We start from the raw sequence: 15,520 nt of genomic DNA, 5'->3' as shown, positions 1-15,520 counted from the left end.
AACCCTGGCCGGGGTGCGTGGCTCCTTGCAACGCGGACTCGGGGGGCTGCCCGAAGTAGTGTCCGGAACAGGCCCTTGGGCGGCGAGCATTCCACACAGGGGTGGAATGTGACGACCCTCACCCCCGCCCTCTCCCAGAGGGAGAGGGCGCATGCACGGGGGGCAACCAGGGAATCGTGGCACCCTCACCCCGTCCCTCTCCCGAGGGGAGAGGGGAAGTAGACGGCTCAGGAGACGCCGATGAGGGAGATCCCCGCCTTGTCCGCCCCCCGGAAGAGCTCCGGTGCGTCCAGCAGCACCGTCTTGCCCGCCTCCAGGGCCAGCACCTTCGCGCCCACCTCCTGCATGGTCTCCAGCGTGCGCGGGCCCACCGCCGGCAGATCGAAGCGCAGGTCCTGCCCCGGCTTGCTGCGCTTCACCACCACCGCCCCCGCCCCACCGTACTTCCCGCCTCGGCGGATGGCCTCGTCCGTGCCCTCCACCGCCTCCAGCGCCAGCACGTGGCCGTTGTGCACCACCACCGTCTGGCCCACGTCCGCCTGGCCCAGCAGGGTGGCCACCTCCCGCCCCAACGTCACGTCCTTCTCCTGCGCGGCGTTCAGCCGAGGCCCCGCCAGGTGGCCCTGGGGGCACAGCGCCTGCGCCAACCAGTCCGTGGGCGCCACGATGGTGATGCCGTGCGACTCGAAGTAGTCCGCCACCGCGCGCAGCAGGGCGTCATCCCGGAAGCTGCGCAGGCGCGAGATGATGCGCACCGCGCCCAGGTCTGGCCGCGCCTCCGTCAGCGCGCGCACCCGGCCGATGCCTCCGGCCATGGCGGCCCGCTTCACGCCTCCCTTCTGGAAGGCCCGGACGATCCGGTCCACCTGCCCCAGCTTCACCCACGTCAGCGCGGCGACCTCGGCCTCGAGCGAGGGATCCGCCTCGCCCCGGTGGGCCACCGCCACGACTTCCAACCCCTGCTCCCGGGCGGCGCTCGCGAACAGGAAGGGCAACCGGCCGTTGCCCGCGATGAGGCCGATGCGCTCCACGTCAGCGCGTCAGCCCGCGCTTGCTCTGGCTGACGAAGTCCACCAGGTAGTCGATCTCCGGCTGGCCGCCCATCTCCGCCTTCAGCTGGGCCAGCGCCTCCGCCAGCTGCAGCTTCGAGCGGAAGAGGATCTTGTAGGCCTCCTTGATGCGGCCGATCTGCTCCTCGGAGAAGCCGTGCCGCTGCAGGCCCACGACGTTGAGGCCGGCCAGCTCCGCCCGGTCTCCCTGCGCCGTGCAGTACGGGGCCACGTCCATCACCACCATGGAGCCGCCCGCGATGAAGGCGTGCTTGCCCAGCCGGGTGAACTGGTGCACCGCGGACAGGCCGCCGAGGATGACGGCGTCCTCCAGCACCACGTGGCCGGCGAGCGCCACGCTGTTGGCGATGACGCAGCCATTGCCCACCACGCAGTCGTGGGCCACGTGGCTGTAGGCCATGAAGAGGTTGTTGTTGCCCACCCGCGTCACCCCGCCCCCACCGGCCGTGCCGATATTGAGCGTGGTGGACTCGCGCAGGGTGTTGCCGTCTCCGATGATGAGCTGGGTGTCCTCGCCGGCGTACTTCAAGTCCTGCGGGGCCCCGCCCACCGCGGCGAACGGGAAGATGCGGTTACGCGCACCGATCGTCGTGCGTCCGTCGATGACGACGTGGGGGCCGATCCGCGACCCCTCGCCAATCGTCACCTTCTCGCCGATCACGGCGTAGGGACCCACCTCGACCGTCTCGTGGAGACGGGCCCCGGGGTGGACCACCGCAGTGGGGTGAACCTGCGCCATGGTGTCTGCCTCGTGCCTTGTCAGGAAGCGTCGGACGTGGAGCCGCCCGTGCCCTTGTTCTTGTCCACCACCGTGGCCAGGAACTCACCCTCGGCCACCTTCACGCCCTCCACCGTCGCCGTGCCCTTCGTCTTCCAGATGGCGCCCTTGTGGCGGATGACCTCGATGTTCAGCTGAAGCCGATCCCCGGGCACCACCGGCTTGCGGAAGCGCGCCCCATCCACCCCCATGAGGTACGTCACCATGTTCTTGGGGTCCATGTTCTCGGTCTTGTACGCGAGAATGGCCGTGGCCTGGGCCAGCGCCTCCAGGATGAGCACTCCCGGCATCACCGGGTGCCCCGGGAAATGGCCGTTGAAGAAGTCCTCGTTCATGGTGACGTTCTTGTACGCCACCAGCTTCTGGCCCGGGACGACCTCCACCACCCGATCCACCAGGAGGAACGGATAGCGGTGGGGCAGCAACTGCTGGATCTCCACGATGTCCATCATCCGCCCTTCTCCTTCTTCTCGAGCGTCTCGACCCTGCGGCGCAGGGTACGCACTTCCTTGAGCAGATCGCTGATCTGCCCGAGTGCGGCCGACATCCGCAACCATTCCCTGTGGGGCACGGCCGGGCTGCCACTGACCACCTGCCCGTCCTCCACGTCGTGGGCCACGCCGGACTGGGCGCCCACCTTGGCCATATCCCCCACGCGGATGTGGCCCACCACGCCCACCTGCCCCGCCAGCACCACGCCCATGCCCAGCTCCGCCGAGCCGGACACGCCCGCCTGCGCGCAGATGAGCGAGAGCGGGCCCACCTTCACGTTGTGAGCGATCTGCACCAGGTTGTCGAGCTTGGAGCCGCGGCCGATGACGGTTTCGCCGATCGTCGCCCGATCGATGGTGGTGCAGGCGCCGACCTCCACGTCATCCTCGATGCGGACGATGCCGGACTGGGGCACCTTGTAGTGCTCCGGGCCGTTGTCGCCCTCGGGGTTGAACGCGAAGCCGAAGCCGTCCGCCCCCACCACACACGAGGCGTGGAGGATGACGCGCGCGCCCACCTGGCAGTGCTCGCGCACGGTGACGTTGGGGTAGAGCAGGCTGTCCTCGCCAATGCCCGCCCCCTCGCCCACGTAGGCGCCGGGGAAGAGCACGGCACGGGCCCCCACGCTGGCGCCCTTCTCCACCGTGGCGCCCGCCATCACCGTGGCCTCCGGGTGCACGCGCGCCTCCGGGTGCACGAATGCACCGGGCCTCACGCCCGCCGCATGGGAGGGCCGGGGATGGAAGAGGCTGGAGATCTTCGCGAAGGCCAGGTGCGGATTGGACACCCGCACCAGCGACACGCCCTCGCGGGGCTCGGCCTCCTGCGTCACCAGCACGGCCGAGGCCCGGGTGGCCTCGAACTGCTTGCGGTAGCGCGGATTGCCGTAGAAGGAGAGCTCTCCGGGACCCGCCTCGGCGAGTCCGTTGAGCCCCGTAATCAAGAGGCCGGCATCCCCGACGAGCTCACCGCCCACATGGGTGGCGAGCTCCTCGAGCCGGCGCGGGCTGGGTGCGTGCACGAAGAGACCTACTTCTTGGGAGCGTCCTTGGCGACAGGAGCGTCCTTCGGCTTGCCCGAGGAGTTGTTGTAGGTGCGGATGATCTCGTTCGTCAGATCGTACTGGCTCTGCGCGAACAGCAGACCGGACTCCCGCTTCTCGAAGACCATGCCCAGGCCCTCGCGCTGCGCGATGCCGCGGATGACCTCGTCGAGCTTCTTGTTGATGGGATCCATCTCCTTGCGCTCGCGCTCGGCGATCTCCATGCGGCTCTTCTCGAGCTTCTGCATGTGCTCCATGTACTTCTTCTGGAACTCACCGACCTTCTGCGTGCGGACCTCGGGAGTCATCGCGCTGGCCTGCTTCTCCAGCGTGTCCTTCTCCTTGAGCAGGTTCTCCTGCTCCTGGGCGAGCTCCTTCTCGCGCGTCTCCACCCACTTCTGGAAACGGCTCTTGGCGGCCTTCACGTCCGCCACCTCGGCCAGGATCCTCTCGTACTCCACGTAGCCGATCTTCACGTCCTGAGCGGCGGCGAGGGCCGGAACGGCGAGCGAGAGGGAAAGGGCCAGAACCGACAGTGTGCTTCGAAGCGACATGTGCGACAGCTCCTCGGGGAAGGTTTGGAAAGTCCGACGTCCCGACCCACTTCCCTGTTCAACAGCCGTGAAGACGGCCGCTTGGGAAGCGGGCGGGCCGCCTGTCAGAAGAAATTGCCGATCGTAAACTCGAAGAGGACGGGCTCATCTTCCGGACGCTTGTTGAGCGGGATTCCCCACTCGAAACGCAAGGGACCGACCGGCGAGAACCAGCGGAAGCCGAAGCCCACCGAGGTGAACAGGCCCAGGGGCAGCTTCTGGTCCTGGCGATCCGCGAAGAAGCGCTCGTTGGAGGCGAAGGCGTTGCCCGCGTCGAAGAAGACGACGCCGCGGATGCCGGCCTTCTCGAAGACGGGGAACTCCAGCTCCAGGTTGACGATGAGCTGCTTGTTGCCGCCCACGTTGAGCCGCTCGATGGGGGCGTCCGGCGAGCCCGAGCTGGGCGCCAGCAGTGAAGGGCTGATGCTGCGCAGCAGGTAGCCGCGCACCGAGTTGATGCCGCCCAGGTAGTAGAGCTCGGAGATGGGCAACGGCCGGTTGGGATCCAGCTGCTGGATGTAGCCGATGGTGGCGTTCGTCTTGAAGACGGCGCCCAGGGGCAGCGGGAAGTAGAGGCGCGAGTAGGCGGTGTAGCGGGTGAAGAGGAACGAGCCGCCGAGGAAGCTGGGCGCGTACTCCACCGAGCCGTAGTGGATGAAGCCCTTGGAGGGGAAGAGGCGGTTGTTGCGCTTGTCGTAGGTGAGCGACAGGCGCACCGAGCTCGTCACGCCGCTGAGGAAGCGGTTGGCCAGCAGCACGCCACCGAAGTCCTGCGAGGCCGACACGTTCACGTGCTCTTGCGAGTAGCCCACGTTGACGAGCAGGTCCTCGATGACCTGGTAGCCCAGCGACAGGTTGCCGCCGGTGGACTGCCGGGTGAAGTCGACGTAGTCCGCCTCCACGCGGAAGAAGTCGGCGGACAGCAGGAAGTTGGTGTCCAGGAAGTACGGATCGAAGAAGGACAGCTGGACGAGCGAGCGCAGGCTGGAGATCTGCGCCGACGCGGACACGCTCTGGCCCCAGCCCAGGAAGTTGTTCTGCGACACCTGGGCCGTGAAGATGAAGTTCTCCACGTTGGAGAAGCCGAGGCCCACCTGGAAGGTACCGGTCGCCTTCTCCTTCACCTCGGCCTGGATGATGATGGAGTCCTGGCGGCTGCCCGGCCGCTGCGTGACTTCCACCGTCTCGAAGAAGCCGAGCGCCGTCACGCGCTCCTTGCTGCGGCGCACGCCGGTGCCGCTGTAGAGCTCGCCCTCGTAGACGCGCATCTCGCGGCGGATGACCTTGTCGCGCGTCTTGGTGTTGCCGACGATGTCGATGCGCTCGATGGTGACCTGCGGGCCCTTCTGCACGTCGAACGTCAGGTCCACCGTCTTCGCGTCCGCGTTGACGGCGGTGACGGGGTTGATGTTGGCGTAGGCGTAGCCGCGGTCGTAGTAGACGTCCGTGATGGCCTGGATGTCCTGGCCCAGCTCCGTGCGGCTGAAGTGCCGGCCCGTGCCGGACTTCATCAACGCGGCCAGCTCCTCCTTGGAGACCAGCAGGTCACCGGAGAAGTCGATCTTCCCGATGTCGTAGCGCTCGCCCTCGGTCACCTTGATGGTGATGTAGATGTAGCGCTTGTCGGCGGAGAGCGAGATGGTGGGCTTGTCCACTCGGACGTTGATGAAGCCCTCGTCGTAGTAGGTGGCCTGGATGACGGCCAGGTCGCGCTGGAACGCCTCCTCGCGGTAGGTGCCCTCGCCGGTGATGAAGGAGAGGTAGCCACCCTCCTTGGTGATCATCACGTCCTTGAGCTGGGAGGCGGCAACCTTCTCCGCGCCCAGGAAGACGATGTCCTTCACCATCACCTTGGAGTTCTCGTCGATGACGAAGATGACATCGACCTGACCGCCCTCCACGGGGGCGATCTCGTGGGTGACCTCGGCGAGGAAGTAGCCCTTGTCGACGTACTTCTCCTGGATCTTCTTCTGGGTGCGGCGCACCGCGTCCATGTCCAGGATGGTGAGGGCCTTGACCTCGATGGCCTCCTTGAGGTCGTCCTGGCTGAGCTCCTCGTTGCCGCGCAGCTTCACGGCGCGGATGGAGGGCCGCTCCTGGACGCGCACCACGTAGACGACGCCGCCGGTGGGCAGGCGCTGCGTCAGCAGCTGAACGTCGCTGAAGTAGCCGAGCGCCCAGACGGCCCGGAGATCCTCGGGGGTGCGGGCCTCATCGAAGAGCTCGCCGACCTTGGTGCGCAGGGCGCGGCGGATGGCCTCGGCCTCGACGCGGCGGTTGCCCTCGATGCGGATGTCGGTGACCTCACCTTCCCGGACCTCCCGGTCGGGGGCGGCGGGCTCATCGGAGGCGGGAGCCTCGGCGCCGGGCGTGGCGGGAGTGGGGGGAAGCGCCTCGGAGGGCACGGAGGCCGGTGGGGCACCCCTGTCCGCCTGCGCGAGGACGCGACCGGGCATCACCGTCCATGCGGCGACGAGGAGCGGGACCAGGAACCTGAGAGTCAGAACGGGGAGCCTCAAGAGAGCGTTCGGCCAGTGAAGGGCGGGGCAATCTACGGGAGGAATTCGGCGGGTCTCAATGAGAAATCGCTGGGAGGGGGGCCGAGAAGTCAAGCCTCGGTCACCTGGCCGGCCACCAACCGCAGCCGCCGGGGCATGGAACGGGCCAGGACCTCGTTGTGGGTGACCACCACGGCGGTGATGCCCAGGTCCCGGTTCACCTCGCGCAGCAGCTGGTGGATGCCCTCGCCGGTGGCGGGGTCCAGGTTGCCGGTGGGCTCGTCGGCGAGCAGCACCGCGGGCTTGAGCACCAGGGCCCGGGCCAGGGCCACGCGCTGGGCCTCGCCGCCGGACAGCTCCCCGGGCCGGTGCTCCACGCGGCTGCCCAGCCCCACCCGCTCCAGCAGCTCCCGCGCGTAGGCGTAGGACTGGGTCCGGTCCCGGCGCTGGATGAGGGCTGGCATGGCCACGTTCTCCAGCGCGGTGAACTCGGGCAGCAGGTAGTGGCTCTGGAAGACGAAGCCGATGGTGCGGTTGCGGAAGTCGGCGATCTCCGCGTCGTTCATCGCGAAGACGTTGCGGCCCTCGAAGCGCAGCTCGCCCGCGGCCGGCATGTCCAGCGTGCCCAGCACGTGCAGGAAGGTGCTCTTGCCCGCGCCGGACGCACCGATGAGGCTCACCAGCTCGCCCTTCTCGATGTCGAGCGACACGCCGCGCAGCACGTCGATGCGCTTCCCGTGCAGGAAGTAGCTCTTGAAGACGTTGTGGATGGAGAGCAGGGCCATCTTCCTCACTCCGCCTTCAGCCCTTCCACCGGCTCCACGCTGCTCGCCTTGAGCGCGGGATAGATGGAAGCCAGGTAGGTGACCAGGACCGCGATGACCACCGCGAGCGCGGTCTGCACCGGCTCGATCTTCACCGGCAGCGAGGGGATGTAATAGACGGACGGGTCCAGTTTGATGCCCACCTTCAGGATGAAGTAGCACCAGGCCAGGCCGGACAAGAGGCCCAGCAGGCCACCCGCCACGCCAATCTGCAGGCCCTCGGCGAGGAAGATCTTCACGATGCCGCCGTCGGAGACCCCCAGTGCCTTGAGCACGGCGATCTCCTTGCGCTTCTCCAGCACGAGCATGATGACGGTGGCCACGATGAGGCCGGCGGCCACCACGATGATGATGGACAGGATGATGCCCATCACCAGCTTCTCCAGCCGGAGGGCGGAGAAGATGTTGCGGTGGATCTCCCCCCAGTCGCGCGAGCGGTAGGGGTAGCCGCCCAGCTCGCGGGACACCGCCTGGGAGATGCGCCGGGCGTCATCCACGTCCGCCACCTTCAGCTCGATGCCGCTGGGGCCATCGGTGCCGAAGAGCTTCTGCGCCTCGGCCAGCAGGATGTAGGCGAACTTGGCGTCGTACTCGTACATGCCCGAGTAGAAGATGCCCGCCACGCGGAAGGCGCGGCTCTTGGGGATGAGGCCGGCGGGGCCCAGCTCGGCCCCCTGCGGGGAGATGACGTTCACCCGGTCCCCCACCACCACCCGGAGGATGGTGGCCAGCTCCCGGCCGAGGATGATGCCGGGCAGCACCTTGTCCGCCGCGCTCTGGGTGGACTTGCCGATGATCGGATCCTCGGCCTCTTCCTCCTCACGCTCCTCGGGCTCCTTGCCGAAGCCCAGCGAGCGGCGGGGGGCGATCTTCGAGGGGTCCTCGAGGTGGTCCAGGCTGCCGCCCGGCAGCATGTTCTCGCGCAGATCCAACACCGAGCCCACCGTCTCCGGGTCGATGCCCTTGAGGACGATGCCCTGCACCTCGTCATCGGCGAGCACCATCACCGGGTTGTCGATGGACGGCGTCTGACCCACCACCCCGCGCACCTTGGCGATCTGCTCCATCAGCCGCTTGTACTCGGGCAGCGAGCCCGCGTACTTGGACACCACCACGTGCGAGTGCGCGCCGAGGATCTTCTTCTGCAGATCCTCCTCGAAGCCGCTCATCACCGACAGGACGATGATGAGGGCCATCACGCCCACGCCCACGCCGCCCACCGAGAGCGCCGTCATCATCATGGTGGGCGACTGCTCACGCAGCTTGAGGCGGTTGAGCGCGGAGGCGGCGGCGAGCGGGTCCTTCAGGCCGAGGGCGCGGATGCGCGTGCGCTCCACGGCGGCCTCCACCGCCCGGATGATGCCGTAGACGATGAGCGGCGGGATGATGCCGAACATCAGCACCGCCAGCGTGCCCAGCAGCAGCGAGGGGCGGAAGACGCCCACGTGGCGGCGCGCGACGAAGAGCTCGAAGCCGAGCCGCAGGTCCAGGCGCCCGCTGCCCGCGGCGATGAAGCCGGTGTTGATGCCCAGCACCAGCATGAGCACCAACAGCGAGAAGACGAGCCAGTAGCCAATCACCGGGCGGCCGAGCATGTCCGCCAGGTACGTCACCTCGCGCAGCCGGTAGCCCAGCGACAGCTGGAGATCCGGCAGCTGCTCCATCAGCGTCAGCAGGATGGGCACCGGCAGGCCCAGGTAGATGACACCGATGGTGGCCTCGGGCATGGCCACCCGCCGCGCCCGCGAGGCCCCCACGAAGCCGCACGCGAAGGCGACCAGCGAGGAGATGATCAACGACAGGGCGAAGGCGACCGTCGGCGCCAGCCCCTTCTCCCCCGCCGCTCCGGAGCCCCCACCGCTGGACAGGAACGTCTGCAGGAGGATGAGCACCAGCTCCGCCAGCAGGATGCCGCCGCCGTAGGCGCCCAGGGTGCTCCAGTAGAAGTCCCGGTACTGGGCCAGCCTCGGGTACAGCGTCGCACCGGCGGACGGGCTCGGCCCCTCGGAGGAAGCCGGGGCGCGCCGGATGCCGGAGGCGATGACGACCCAGCCCACCAGCCACGCGGCCGCGCCGCCGATGACGTACTGCGGCTCGGCCAGCGCCACCGCGGCGGGCATGGCGGACTGCACCGACGTCAGGCTCAGCGCGCTGAGCGTCTGCAAGAGCCCGCCCCAGCTGAGGGCGGACAGGCCGAGCGTGCCGGCCACCCGCCCCCAGGCGTCCGCGCCGGTGATGGCCAGGCCGAGCAGCACGGCTCCGGCGAGCACCACGAGGGCGCCGCTCCAGATGAAGCTCCAGCGGTAGACGGTCTGCCGTTCGGCGTTCACGAGATTCCCTGCCTACTTCGCAAGCGGCTTGAGGAGGGGGAAGAGGATGACATCGCGGATCGACGGTGCGTCCGTGAACAGCATCGCGACGCGATCAATCCCGATGCCCTCACCGGCCGTGGGCGGCATGCCGTGCTCGAGGGCGCGGATGTAGTCCTCGTCGTAGTCCATCGTCTCCTGCTGGCCGCGCTGCTTGGCATCCAGCTGGGCGAGGAAGCGCTCCTTCTGATCGAGCGGATCGTTCAGCTCGGAGAAGGCGTTGCCGATCTCCCGGCCGGCGACGAAGAGCTCGAAGCGGTCGGTGATGTCCGGGTTCTGGTCGTTGCGGCGCGCCAGGGGGCTGACGGCGGTCGGGTAGTGGGTGATGAAGGTGGGGTGCACCAGCTTCTGCTCCACGTGGTGCTCGAAGAGCGCGCCCACCAGCTCGCCATGGTGCATGGTCTCCACGGCGCGGCGCTCGGCGTCGCCATGCGACGTCTTGAGCAGCTCGTGCCGCAGCCGCTCCGGGTCCGCCATGTCCTTGTCGCTCAGCGAGGGGACGACTTCCCGGATGGCCTCGGTCATGGGGATGCGCCTCCACCCCTTGCCGAAGTCCAGCACGTGCCCCTGGTAGGTGACCTTGGTGTCGCCCGTCACCGCCTTCGCCGCGCCCGAGAGCATCTCCTCGGTGAGGTCCATCAGGTCCTCGAACGTGGCGTAGGCTTGGTAGAACTCGAGCATCGTGAACTCGGGGTTGTGCCGGGTGCTGATGCCCTCGTTGCGGAAGTTGCGGTTGATCTCGTAGACGCGCTCGATGCCGCCCACCACCAGGCGCTTGAGGTACAGCTCCGGGGCGATCCGCATGTACAGATCGATGTCCAGGGCGTTGTGGTGGGTGCGGAAGGGCCGGGCCGCCGCGCCGGACACCAGCGGGTGCATCATCGGCGTCTCCACCTCGACGAAGTCACGCGTGTCGAGGAAGTCCCGGATGAAGCGCACCAGCTTGTTGCGCTTGAGGAAGACCTGCTTCACATCCGGGTTGGACACCATGTCGAGGTAGCGCTGGCGGTAGCGGACCTCGACGTCCGTGAGGCCGTGCCACTTCTCGGGCAGGGGCCGCAGGGACTTGGTGAGCGGGACGAACTTCGTGGCGGACAGGGTGAGCTCGCCCGTCTTCGAGCGGAACACCGCGCCCTGGGCGGCGACGAAGTCCCCCATGTCGGTGAGCTTGAAGAGCTCGTAGGCCTCCGCGAGGGCGTCCTTCTTGAGGTGGACCTGGATCTCCCCCGAGCGGTCGCGCAGCTTGACGAAGGCGGCCTTGCCGAAGCTGCGCACGGCCACGATGCGGCCGGCCACGTCGTAGACGGAGGGCTCGGCCTTCTCGAGCTCCTCCATGGACTGGTTGCCGTGACGGGCGAGGATGTCCGCGGCCAGGTGCTGGGGGCGGTAGCCGTTGCCGTACGGGTTGAAGCCGGAGTCCCGCCATTTGCGCCCCTTCTCGAGGCGCTGGTCGTAGATCTCCTGCTCCTTGGACCCGAGGTCCGCTTCCGCGTTCTTGTTCTCTGGAGTGTCAGCCATGGGGCATCCCGTAGGGGCGCGGCACCGTAGCCAAGCCCACCCCGGGACGCAACGAATGGCTGGAAGGGATGTTCCCGAAAAGACCCGCCCCCGCCCGTCTCAGGGCGCGGACATGATGAGGAAGGCCCCCACCGCGGCCGCGATGAGCAGCGGGATGAGGATCTCCACTGGCAGCCGGTAGTGCGCGTGCATCTGGTGCAGCCGCTTGAGGCCGAAGCGGCGCTGGCGCTTCACCCGCGTCATCACCAGGGAGGCCAGCGCCGGTGGAGCCTTCTGCCTCCCCACGTTGCGCACCCGTATCACGGTGGCCGAGTAGCGCTGCCACCCCTGCGCGCACTCGCCGCACCCGTCCAGGTGCGAGCGCACCGCCTGGGCCTTCTCGGCGGGAAGCTCCTCATCGGCGAGGGCGATGAACAGGGCCTTGGTCTCGCGGTGGCTGAGCTGTGCTGGCATATCCCGGAGTCTCCGCTGAAAACCGTTCATTCCTCAAGCCGCCCCAGGAGATCCGCCAGCTTCTCCCGCGCCCGGTGGAGCCGGCTCTTCACGGTTCCCAACGCAAGCTCGGTGATGTCGACGATCTCCTCGTACGAAAGCCCTTCGATGTCCCGGAGGGCCACCAGCATCCGCGCATCCGGCTCCAACTGCGAAATGGCCCACTGCACCCGGGCCTGTTCCCTCGCCGACTCCAGCGCCGCGTCCGGCCCCGGCGGCGAGCCCAGCAGCTCCGTCAGCGCCCCCTCGTTCTGCTCGCCGTACTCCTCCGAGCGTCCCCTCCCCCGCCGCTTCAGGTACTTCAGCCGGTTGATGCAGTGGTTCTTTCCAATCCGGAACAACCACGTGGACAGCTTCGCGTCCTCCCGGAAGCGCGACAGGTTCTGGTGGGCGCTCACGAAGACGTCCTGCACCAGATCGTTCGCCTCTTCCCGGTCTCCCAGCATCCGCACGCAGAAGTCGTAGAGCCGGTCCTGGTGCGTGTTCACCAGCGACTCGAAGGCCCCCGCGTCGCCCCGCCGCAGGCGCGCCAGCAGCAGGCGCTCCTCGCGCGCGGCGGCCTCGGCCTCGGCGGACACCGGCGTTCCCTCTGTCTCCATCCCGAGCACCCCGCTCGAAGACACCGGTGACCTCCCCACGTGGCCTACACCGCGCGCTTCCATCCTACCCTGTCCCTCGTTCCGCTGTTCCACGGCCTAGGACAACGAGGCCGTGGAAAGGTTCCGCGGGTTTTCAGGGCCACTACTCCGGGGCGTTGCGGTTGGGGTTCTTCACGCCCATGAGCTGGGCGGTGACGAACTCCTCCAGGCTGCCGTCGAGCACGGCGTCCACGTTGCCCGTCTCCACGCCAGTGCGCAGGTCCTTCACCATGCGGTAGGGCGCGAGCACGTAGGAGCGGATCTGCGAGCCGAAGGAGATGTCCTTCTTCTGGGCCTCGGCGGCGGCCTGCTCGGCCTCGCGCTTCTTGAGCTCCAGCTCGTAGAGGCGGGCGCGGAGGATCTTGAAGGCCATGTCCTTGTTGGCCGACTGCGAGCGCTCCGTCTGGCAGGTGATGAGGATGTTGGTGGGCAGGTGGCGCAGCTGCGCCGTGGAGGAGGTCTTGTTGACCTTCTGACCGCCCGCGCCACCGCCGCGGATGAACTTCAGCTCGTAGTCCTTCTCCGGGATGTCGATCTTGATGGTGTCATCGACCTCCGGATAGACGTCCACCGAGGCGAAGGCCGTCTGCCGGCGCGCGTTGGCGTCGAAGGGGCTGATGCGCACCAGCCGGTGCACGCCCACCTCGGCCTTGAGGTAGCCGTAGGCGAACTCGCCCTCGATGCGCAGCGAGACGTTCTTGAAACCCGCCTCTTCGCCTTCCACCGCGTCGTTGATCTCGACCTTCCAGCCCTTCTGCTCGCAGTAGCGCGTGTACATGCGCATGAGCATGGCGGCCCAGTCCATGGAGTCGGTGCCGCCCGCGCCCGCGTTGATGTCCATGAAGCAGTTGGAGCGGTCCTGCTCGCCGGAGAGCATCCGCGCCAGCTCCAGCTTGGCGACCTCCGACTCGAGCGAGCCGAGCGACTCCTCGGCCTCCTTGGCGCTGGCCTCGTCGTTGAGCTCGGCGGCCAGCTCGAAGAGCGTCTGGGCGTCATCCAGACCGCGCATCGTCTTCTCGTAGGCGCCCACGCTCGACTCGAGCGTGGTCTTCTCCTTGAGCATCGCCTGCGCCTTGGTGTTGTCGTCCCAGAAGTTGGGGAGCGTGGACTCACGCTCGATCAGCGCGATGCGGGACCGCTTGCGATCGAGGTCAAAGATGCCCCCGGAGCGCATGCAGGCGCTCCCGAAGTCCGTTGATCTTCTCCATCGAGTCGTTGGCCATGTGTGTCGTGTCCTCGGTGTGCGCGCGAGGGGTGCCCGCGCGCGATTGCCGGATGATCAGCTACCGGAAGCCTTCAGGGAAGGAGTGATTGGCTCCGCGGGCTTCGCGGCCGCTGGAGACCGGCCCCGGGCCAGGGTGCACGCCCCCTCCAGGCCCATCGACAGGGGCAGCAGGAGCGCGATGAGCCGCCAGTTGTCCTGGTCGAACATGGGCAGCACCTTGAGCACCAGCCCCAGGACGCCCAGCGCCGCCAGCACCCGCCACAGGCGCCGCAGCCGCTCGATGGCCCGGGGCGAGCCACGCATCAACTGGATGCCCAGGGGCACCGCGAGCACGGTGAGCGGGTTGGCCAGGAAGAGGTTCTCGTTGCGGTACGTCACCGTGTGATCGGTGAACAGCCACATGATGAACAGCGCGAGCCCCGGAATCCCGAACACCAGGCCCACCAGCAGGTTCTGCAGGCCGAGCAGGATGCGAGGCGCCCGGGTCCCGCTCCGCCGGAACCAAAGCCCCAGGCCCGCCGCGCCGCCGCCCAGCAGGAGCCCCAGCACCAGCAGCACGGGCCCGTACTTCGGCGGCTCCGCGGGCGTGACCGGACGGCCCTCCGCCGTGTAGATGTTCAGCGTCTTGGCCACCAGCGGGTGCTTCTGCCCGTCCGCGCCCACCACCTGCAGCTCCGCCACCTGACGCTCCAGCTCATCCGGAAGGAAGGCCTCCTGCCAGCGGGTGACGGGCTGGTCGATCTCATCGTTCATCAGGAAGTCGAGCAGCAGGCCCATCGCCGGGACGACGTCCGAGTAGCGGCGCGTGTGGTCGCGCAGCGTCATCCGCCCGGGACCACTCATGGCCTGGTGCAACTGCCCACCCACCGCCTTGTCGATGGCGTCGCGCAGCCGCGTCACGCAGTTGTCGTTGTAGTGGTGGTACAGGTAGTGGCGGTTCTCCGGCAGCACGTTCACCGCCAGCAGCTTCCCCAGCTCCACCTTCTGCGCCGGCGTCAGGTTCAGCTCCTGCAGCCGCACGTCCCGGTTCAGCGATTTGTAGAAGCGGAAGGTGGCCCCGGGGCTCGCGTCATCCACCCAGAACTCGAGCCGCCCCATCGCGTAGCGCGCCAGCATGCTCGAGTCGAAGGAGAACATGCCGTAGTTGTAGAGGCGCGACTGCTTCTGCCGCAGATCCTCCACCACCAGCGAGCCGTGCCCGAACCACGAGGCCACGTCGTCCCCGGGCCCGAAGGTGACCAGGTAGATGTTCAGGTCCTCGCCCTGACTCTCGCCCGTCCCCCAGGGAGGCATCTCCTGGGAATGCGCCGGGGTGGCGGCCAGCAGCAGCAGGCCGAGCAGACAGGTCAGTAATGGAGCAAGGCGAGGCATTGTCCGTCCCAACAAATGAAGGCGGGCCTACCTATCATGCGCACTGCCCGACTCAACGCCGAGAGTGGCTGGCAGGAGAGCAGGCGTTCAGGGCATGAAGGGTCCACCCCTTCCCGAGGAGTCTCCCATGTGGCGCGGCGTCCTGCTCAGCACCCTCTGCCTCATTGCCTGCCATCGCCCTCCGGCCGCCCCGCCGCAAGCTCCCACGCCCACCGCGGCCGCGACGGAGACCCGCGTCGGGGAGTCCGCGCTCACGGCAGGCCCGGACGCGGGAGCGGCGGTGGCCCCCCGCCCTCCTCCGGCCACCACGGAGCCCCGGACCGGTAGACCGGACGAGGCCAGGGGGGAGGCGGAAGACCGCTGCACGCGCGATGAGGACTGTGCCCTGACGCAGCTCGCCACCGAGGGGTGCTGTCCCCAGTGCTCACCGCGGGCGCTCTCCACCGCCTCGCTCGCCCGCCTGAAGCAGGCCTGCGCGGGCGTCTCGGAGGCCTCCTGCCCGATGCCCGCCTGCCGCCCTCCTCCGGGCGTCCCCACCGCGGCCTGCGCGAGCGGGCGCTGTACGGTGCGGTTCACCTCCATGGAGTGAGTCCAGGGAGTGAGCAGCGCC

General features: G+C 68.2%; 14 protein-coding genes. 1 reads left to right on the top strand and 13 read right to left on the bottom strand.

Going from position 1 to position 15,520, the window contains the following annotated elements; translation table 11 throughout:
- Positions 1-227 precede the first annotated feature (227 nt).
- From NR798_RS17755 to NR798_RS17695, 13 genes are all read right to left on the bottom strand, one after another.
- A complete protein-coding gene (locus NR798_RS17755; protein ID WP_375772666.1) occupies positions 228-1,031 on the bottom strand; it encodes an LpxI family protein in 804 nt (267 codons plus the stop codon).
- A gap of 1 nt (position 1,032) precedes the next feature.
- The gene (gene lpxA / locus NR798_RS17750) at positions 1,033-1,809 is read right to left on the bottom strand and encodes an acyl-ACP--UDP-N-acetylglucosamine O-acyltransferase (RefSeq protein WP_375772665.1); all 777 of its coding nucleotides are present in this window, start codon (positions 1,807-1,809) and stop codon (positions 1,033-1,035) included.
- A gap of 20 nt (positions 1,810-1,829) precedes the next feature.
- Positions 1,830-2,300 carry a 3-hydroxyacyl-ACP dehydratase FabZ gene (fabZ, locus tag NR798_RS17745; protein ID WP_375772664.1) on the bottom strand — a complete coding sequence of 157 codons (471 nt, stop codon included), beginning with the start codon at positions 2,298-2,300 and terminating at the stop codon, positions 1,830-1,832.
- Entirely contained in the window at positions 2,297-3,361 is a 1,065-nt protein-coding gene (gene lpxD / locus NR798_RS17740; protein WP_375772663.1) for a UDP-3-O-(3-hydroxymyristoyl)glucosamine N-acyltransferase, read from the bottom strand. Before lpxD ends, fabZ begins: the two co-directional genes overlap by 4 nt.
- Before the next feature lie 8 nt (positions 3,362-3,369).
- Positions 3,370-3,936, bottom strand: coding sequence for an OmpH family outer membrane protein (locus NR798_RS17735; RefSeq protein ID WP_375772662.1), 567 nt, complete (start codon positions 3,934-3,936; stop codon positions 3,370-3,372).
- Positions 3,937-4,040: 104 nt separating this feature from the next.
- A complete protein-coding gene (gene bamA / locus NR798_RS17730; protein WP_375772661.1) occupies positions 4,041-6,431 on the bottom strand; it encodes an outer membrane protein assembly factor BamA in 2,391 nt (796 codons plus the stop codon).
- Between the two features lie 152 nt (positions 6,432-6,583).
- Complete coding sequence (locus NR798_RS17725; RefSeq protein ID WP_375773784.1) at positions 6,584-7,258, bottom strand: ABC transporter ATP-binding protein; 675 nt, start codon at positions 7,256-7,258, stop codon at positions 6,584-6,586.
- Between the two features lie 5 nt (positions 7,259-7,263).
- Positions 7,264-9,627: an FtsX-like permease family protein gene (locus NR798_RS17720; RefSeq protein WP_375772660.1), complete on the bottom strand. Its 2,364-nt coding sequence runs from the start codon at positions 9,625-9,627 to the stop codon at positions 7,264-7,266.
- A gap of 12 nt (positions 9,628-9,639) precedes the next feature.
- Positions 9,640-11,184, bottom strand: a complete 1,545-nt coding sequence (gene lysS, locus NR798_RS17715; protein ID WP_375772659.1) for a lysine--tRNA ligase — start codon at positions 11,182-11,184, stop codon at positions 9,640-9,642.
- 99 nt (positions 11,185-11,283) lie between these two features.
- A complete protein-coding gene (locus NR798_RS17710; RefSeq protein WP_375772658.1) occupies positions 11,284-11,637 on the bottom strand; it encodes an anti-sigma factor family protein in 354 nt (117 codons plus the stop codon).
- 26 nt (positions 11,638-11,663) lie between these two features.
- Positions 11,664-12,299 carry an RNA polymerase sigma factor gene (locus NR798_RS17705; RefSeq protein WP_375772657.1) on the bottom strand — a complete coding sequence of 212 codons (636 nt, stop codon included), beginning with the start codon at positions 12,297-12,299 and terminating at the stop codon, positions 11,664-11,666.
- Positions 12,300-12,417: 118 nt separating this feature from the next.
- Positions 12,418-13,537 (bottom strand): peptide chain release factor 2 gene (prfB, locus tag NR798_RS17700; RefSeq protein ID WP_375772656.1). Its coding sequence is split into 2 segments (ribosomal slippage): positions 12,418-13,467 and positions 13,469-13,537, totalling 1,119 coding nucleotides; the frame shifts between segments, so codons are not numbered across the junction.
- A 56-nt stretch (positions 13,538-13,593) separates the two neighbouring features.
- The gene (locus NR798_RS17695) at positions 13,594-14,910 is read right to left on the bottom strand and encodes a DUF4105 domain-containing protein (protein ID WP_375772655.1); all 1,317 of its coding nucleotides are present in this window, start codon (positions 14,908-14,910) and stop codon (positions 13,594-13,596) included.
- A gap of 127 nt (positions 14,911-15,037) precedes the next feature.
- On the opposite strand from NR798_RS17695, the gene NR798_RS17690 reads away from it, so the two are divergent.
- Entirely contained in the window at positions 15,038-15,499 is a 462-nt protein-coding gene (locus NR798_RS17690; RefSeq protein WP_375772654.1) for a hypothetical protein, read from the top strand.
- Positions 15,500-15,520 lie beyond the last annotated feature (21 nt).

Origin of the sequence: Archangium gephyra, from assembly GCF_042230915.1 — a bacterium.
Classification (GTDB): Bacteria; Myxococcota; Myxococcia; order Myxococcales; family Myxococcaceae; genus Archangium; species Archangium gephyra_B.
Note: the sequence above shows the minus strand (reverse complement) of the source record. Positions and strands in the feature narration are given on the sequence as shown.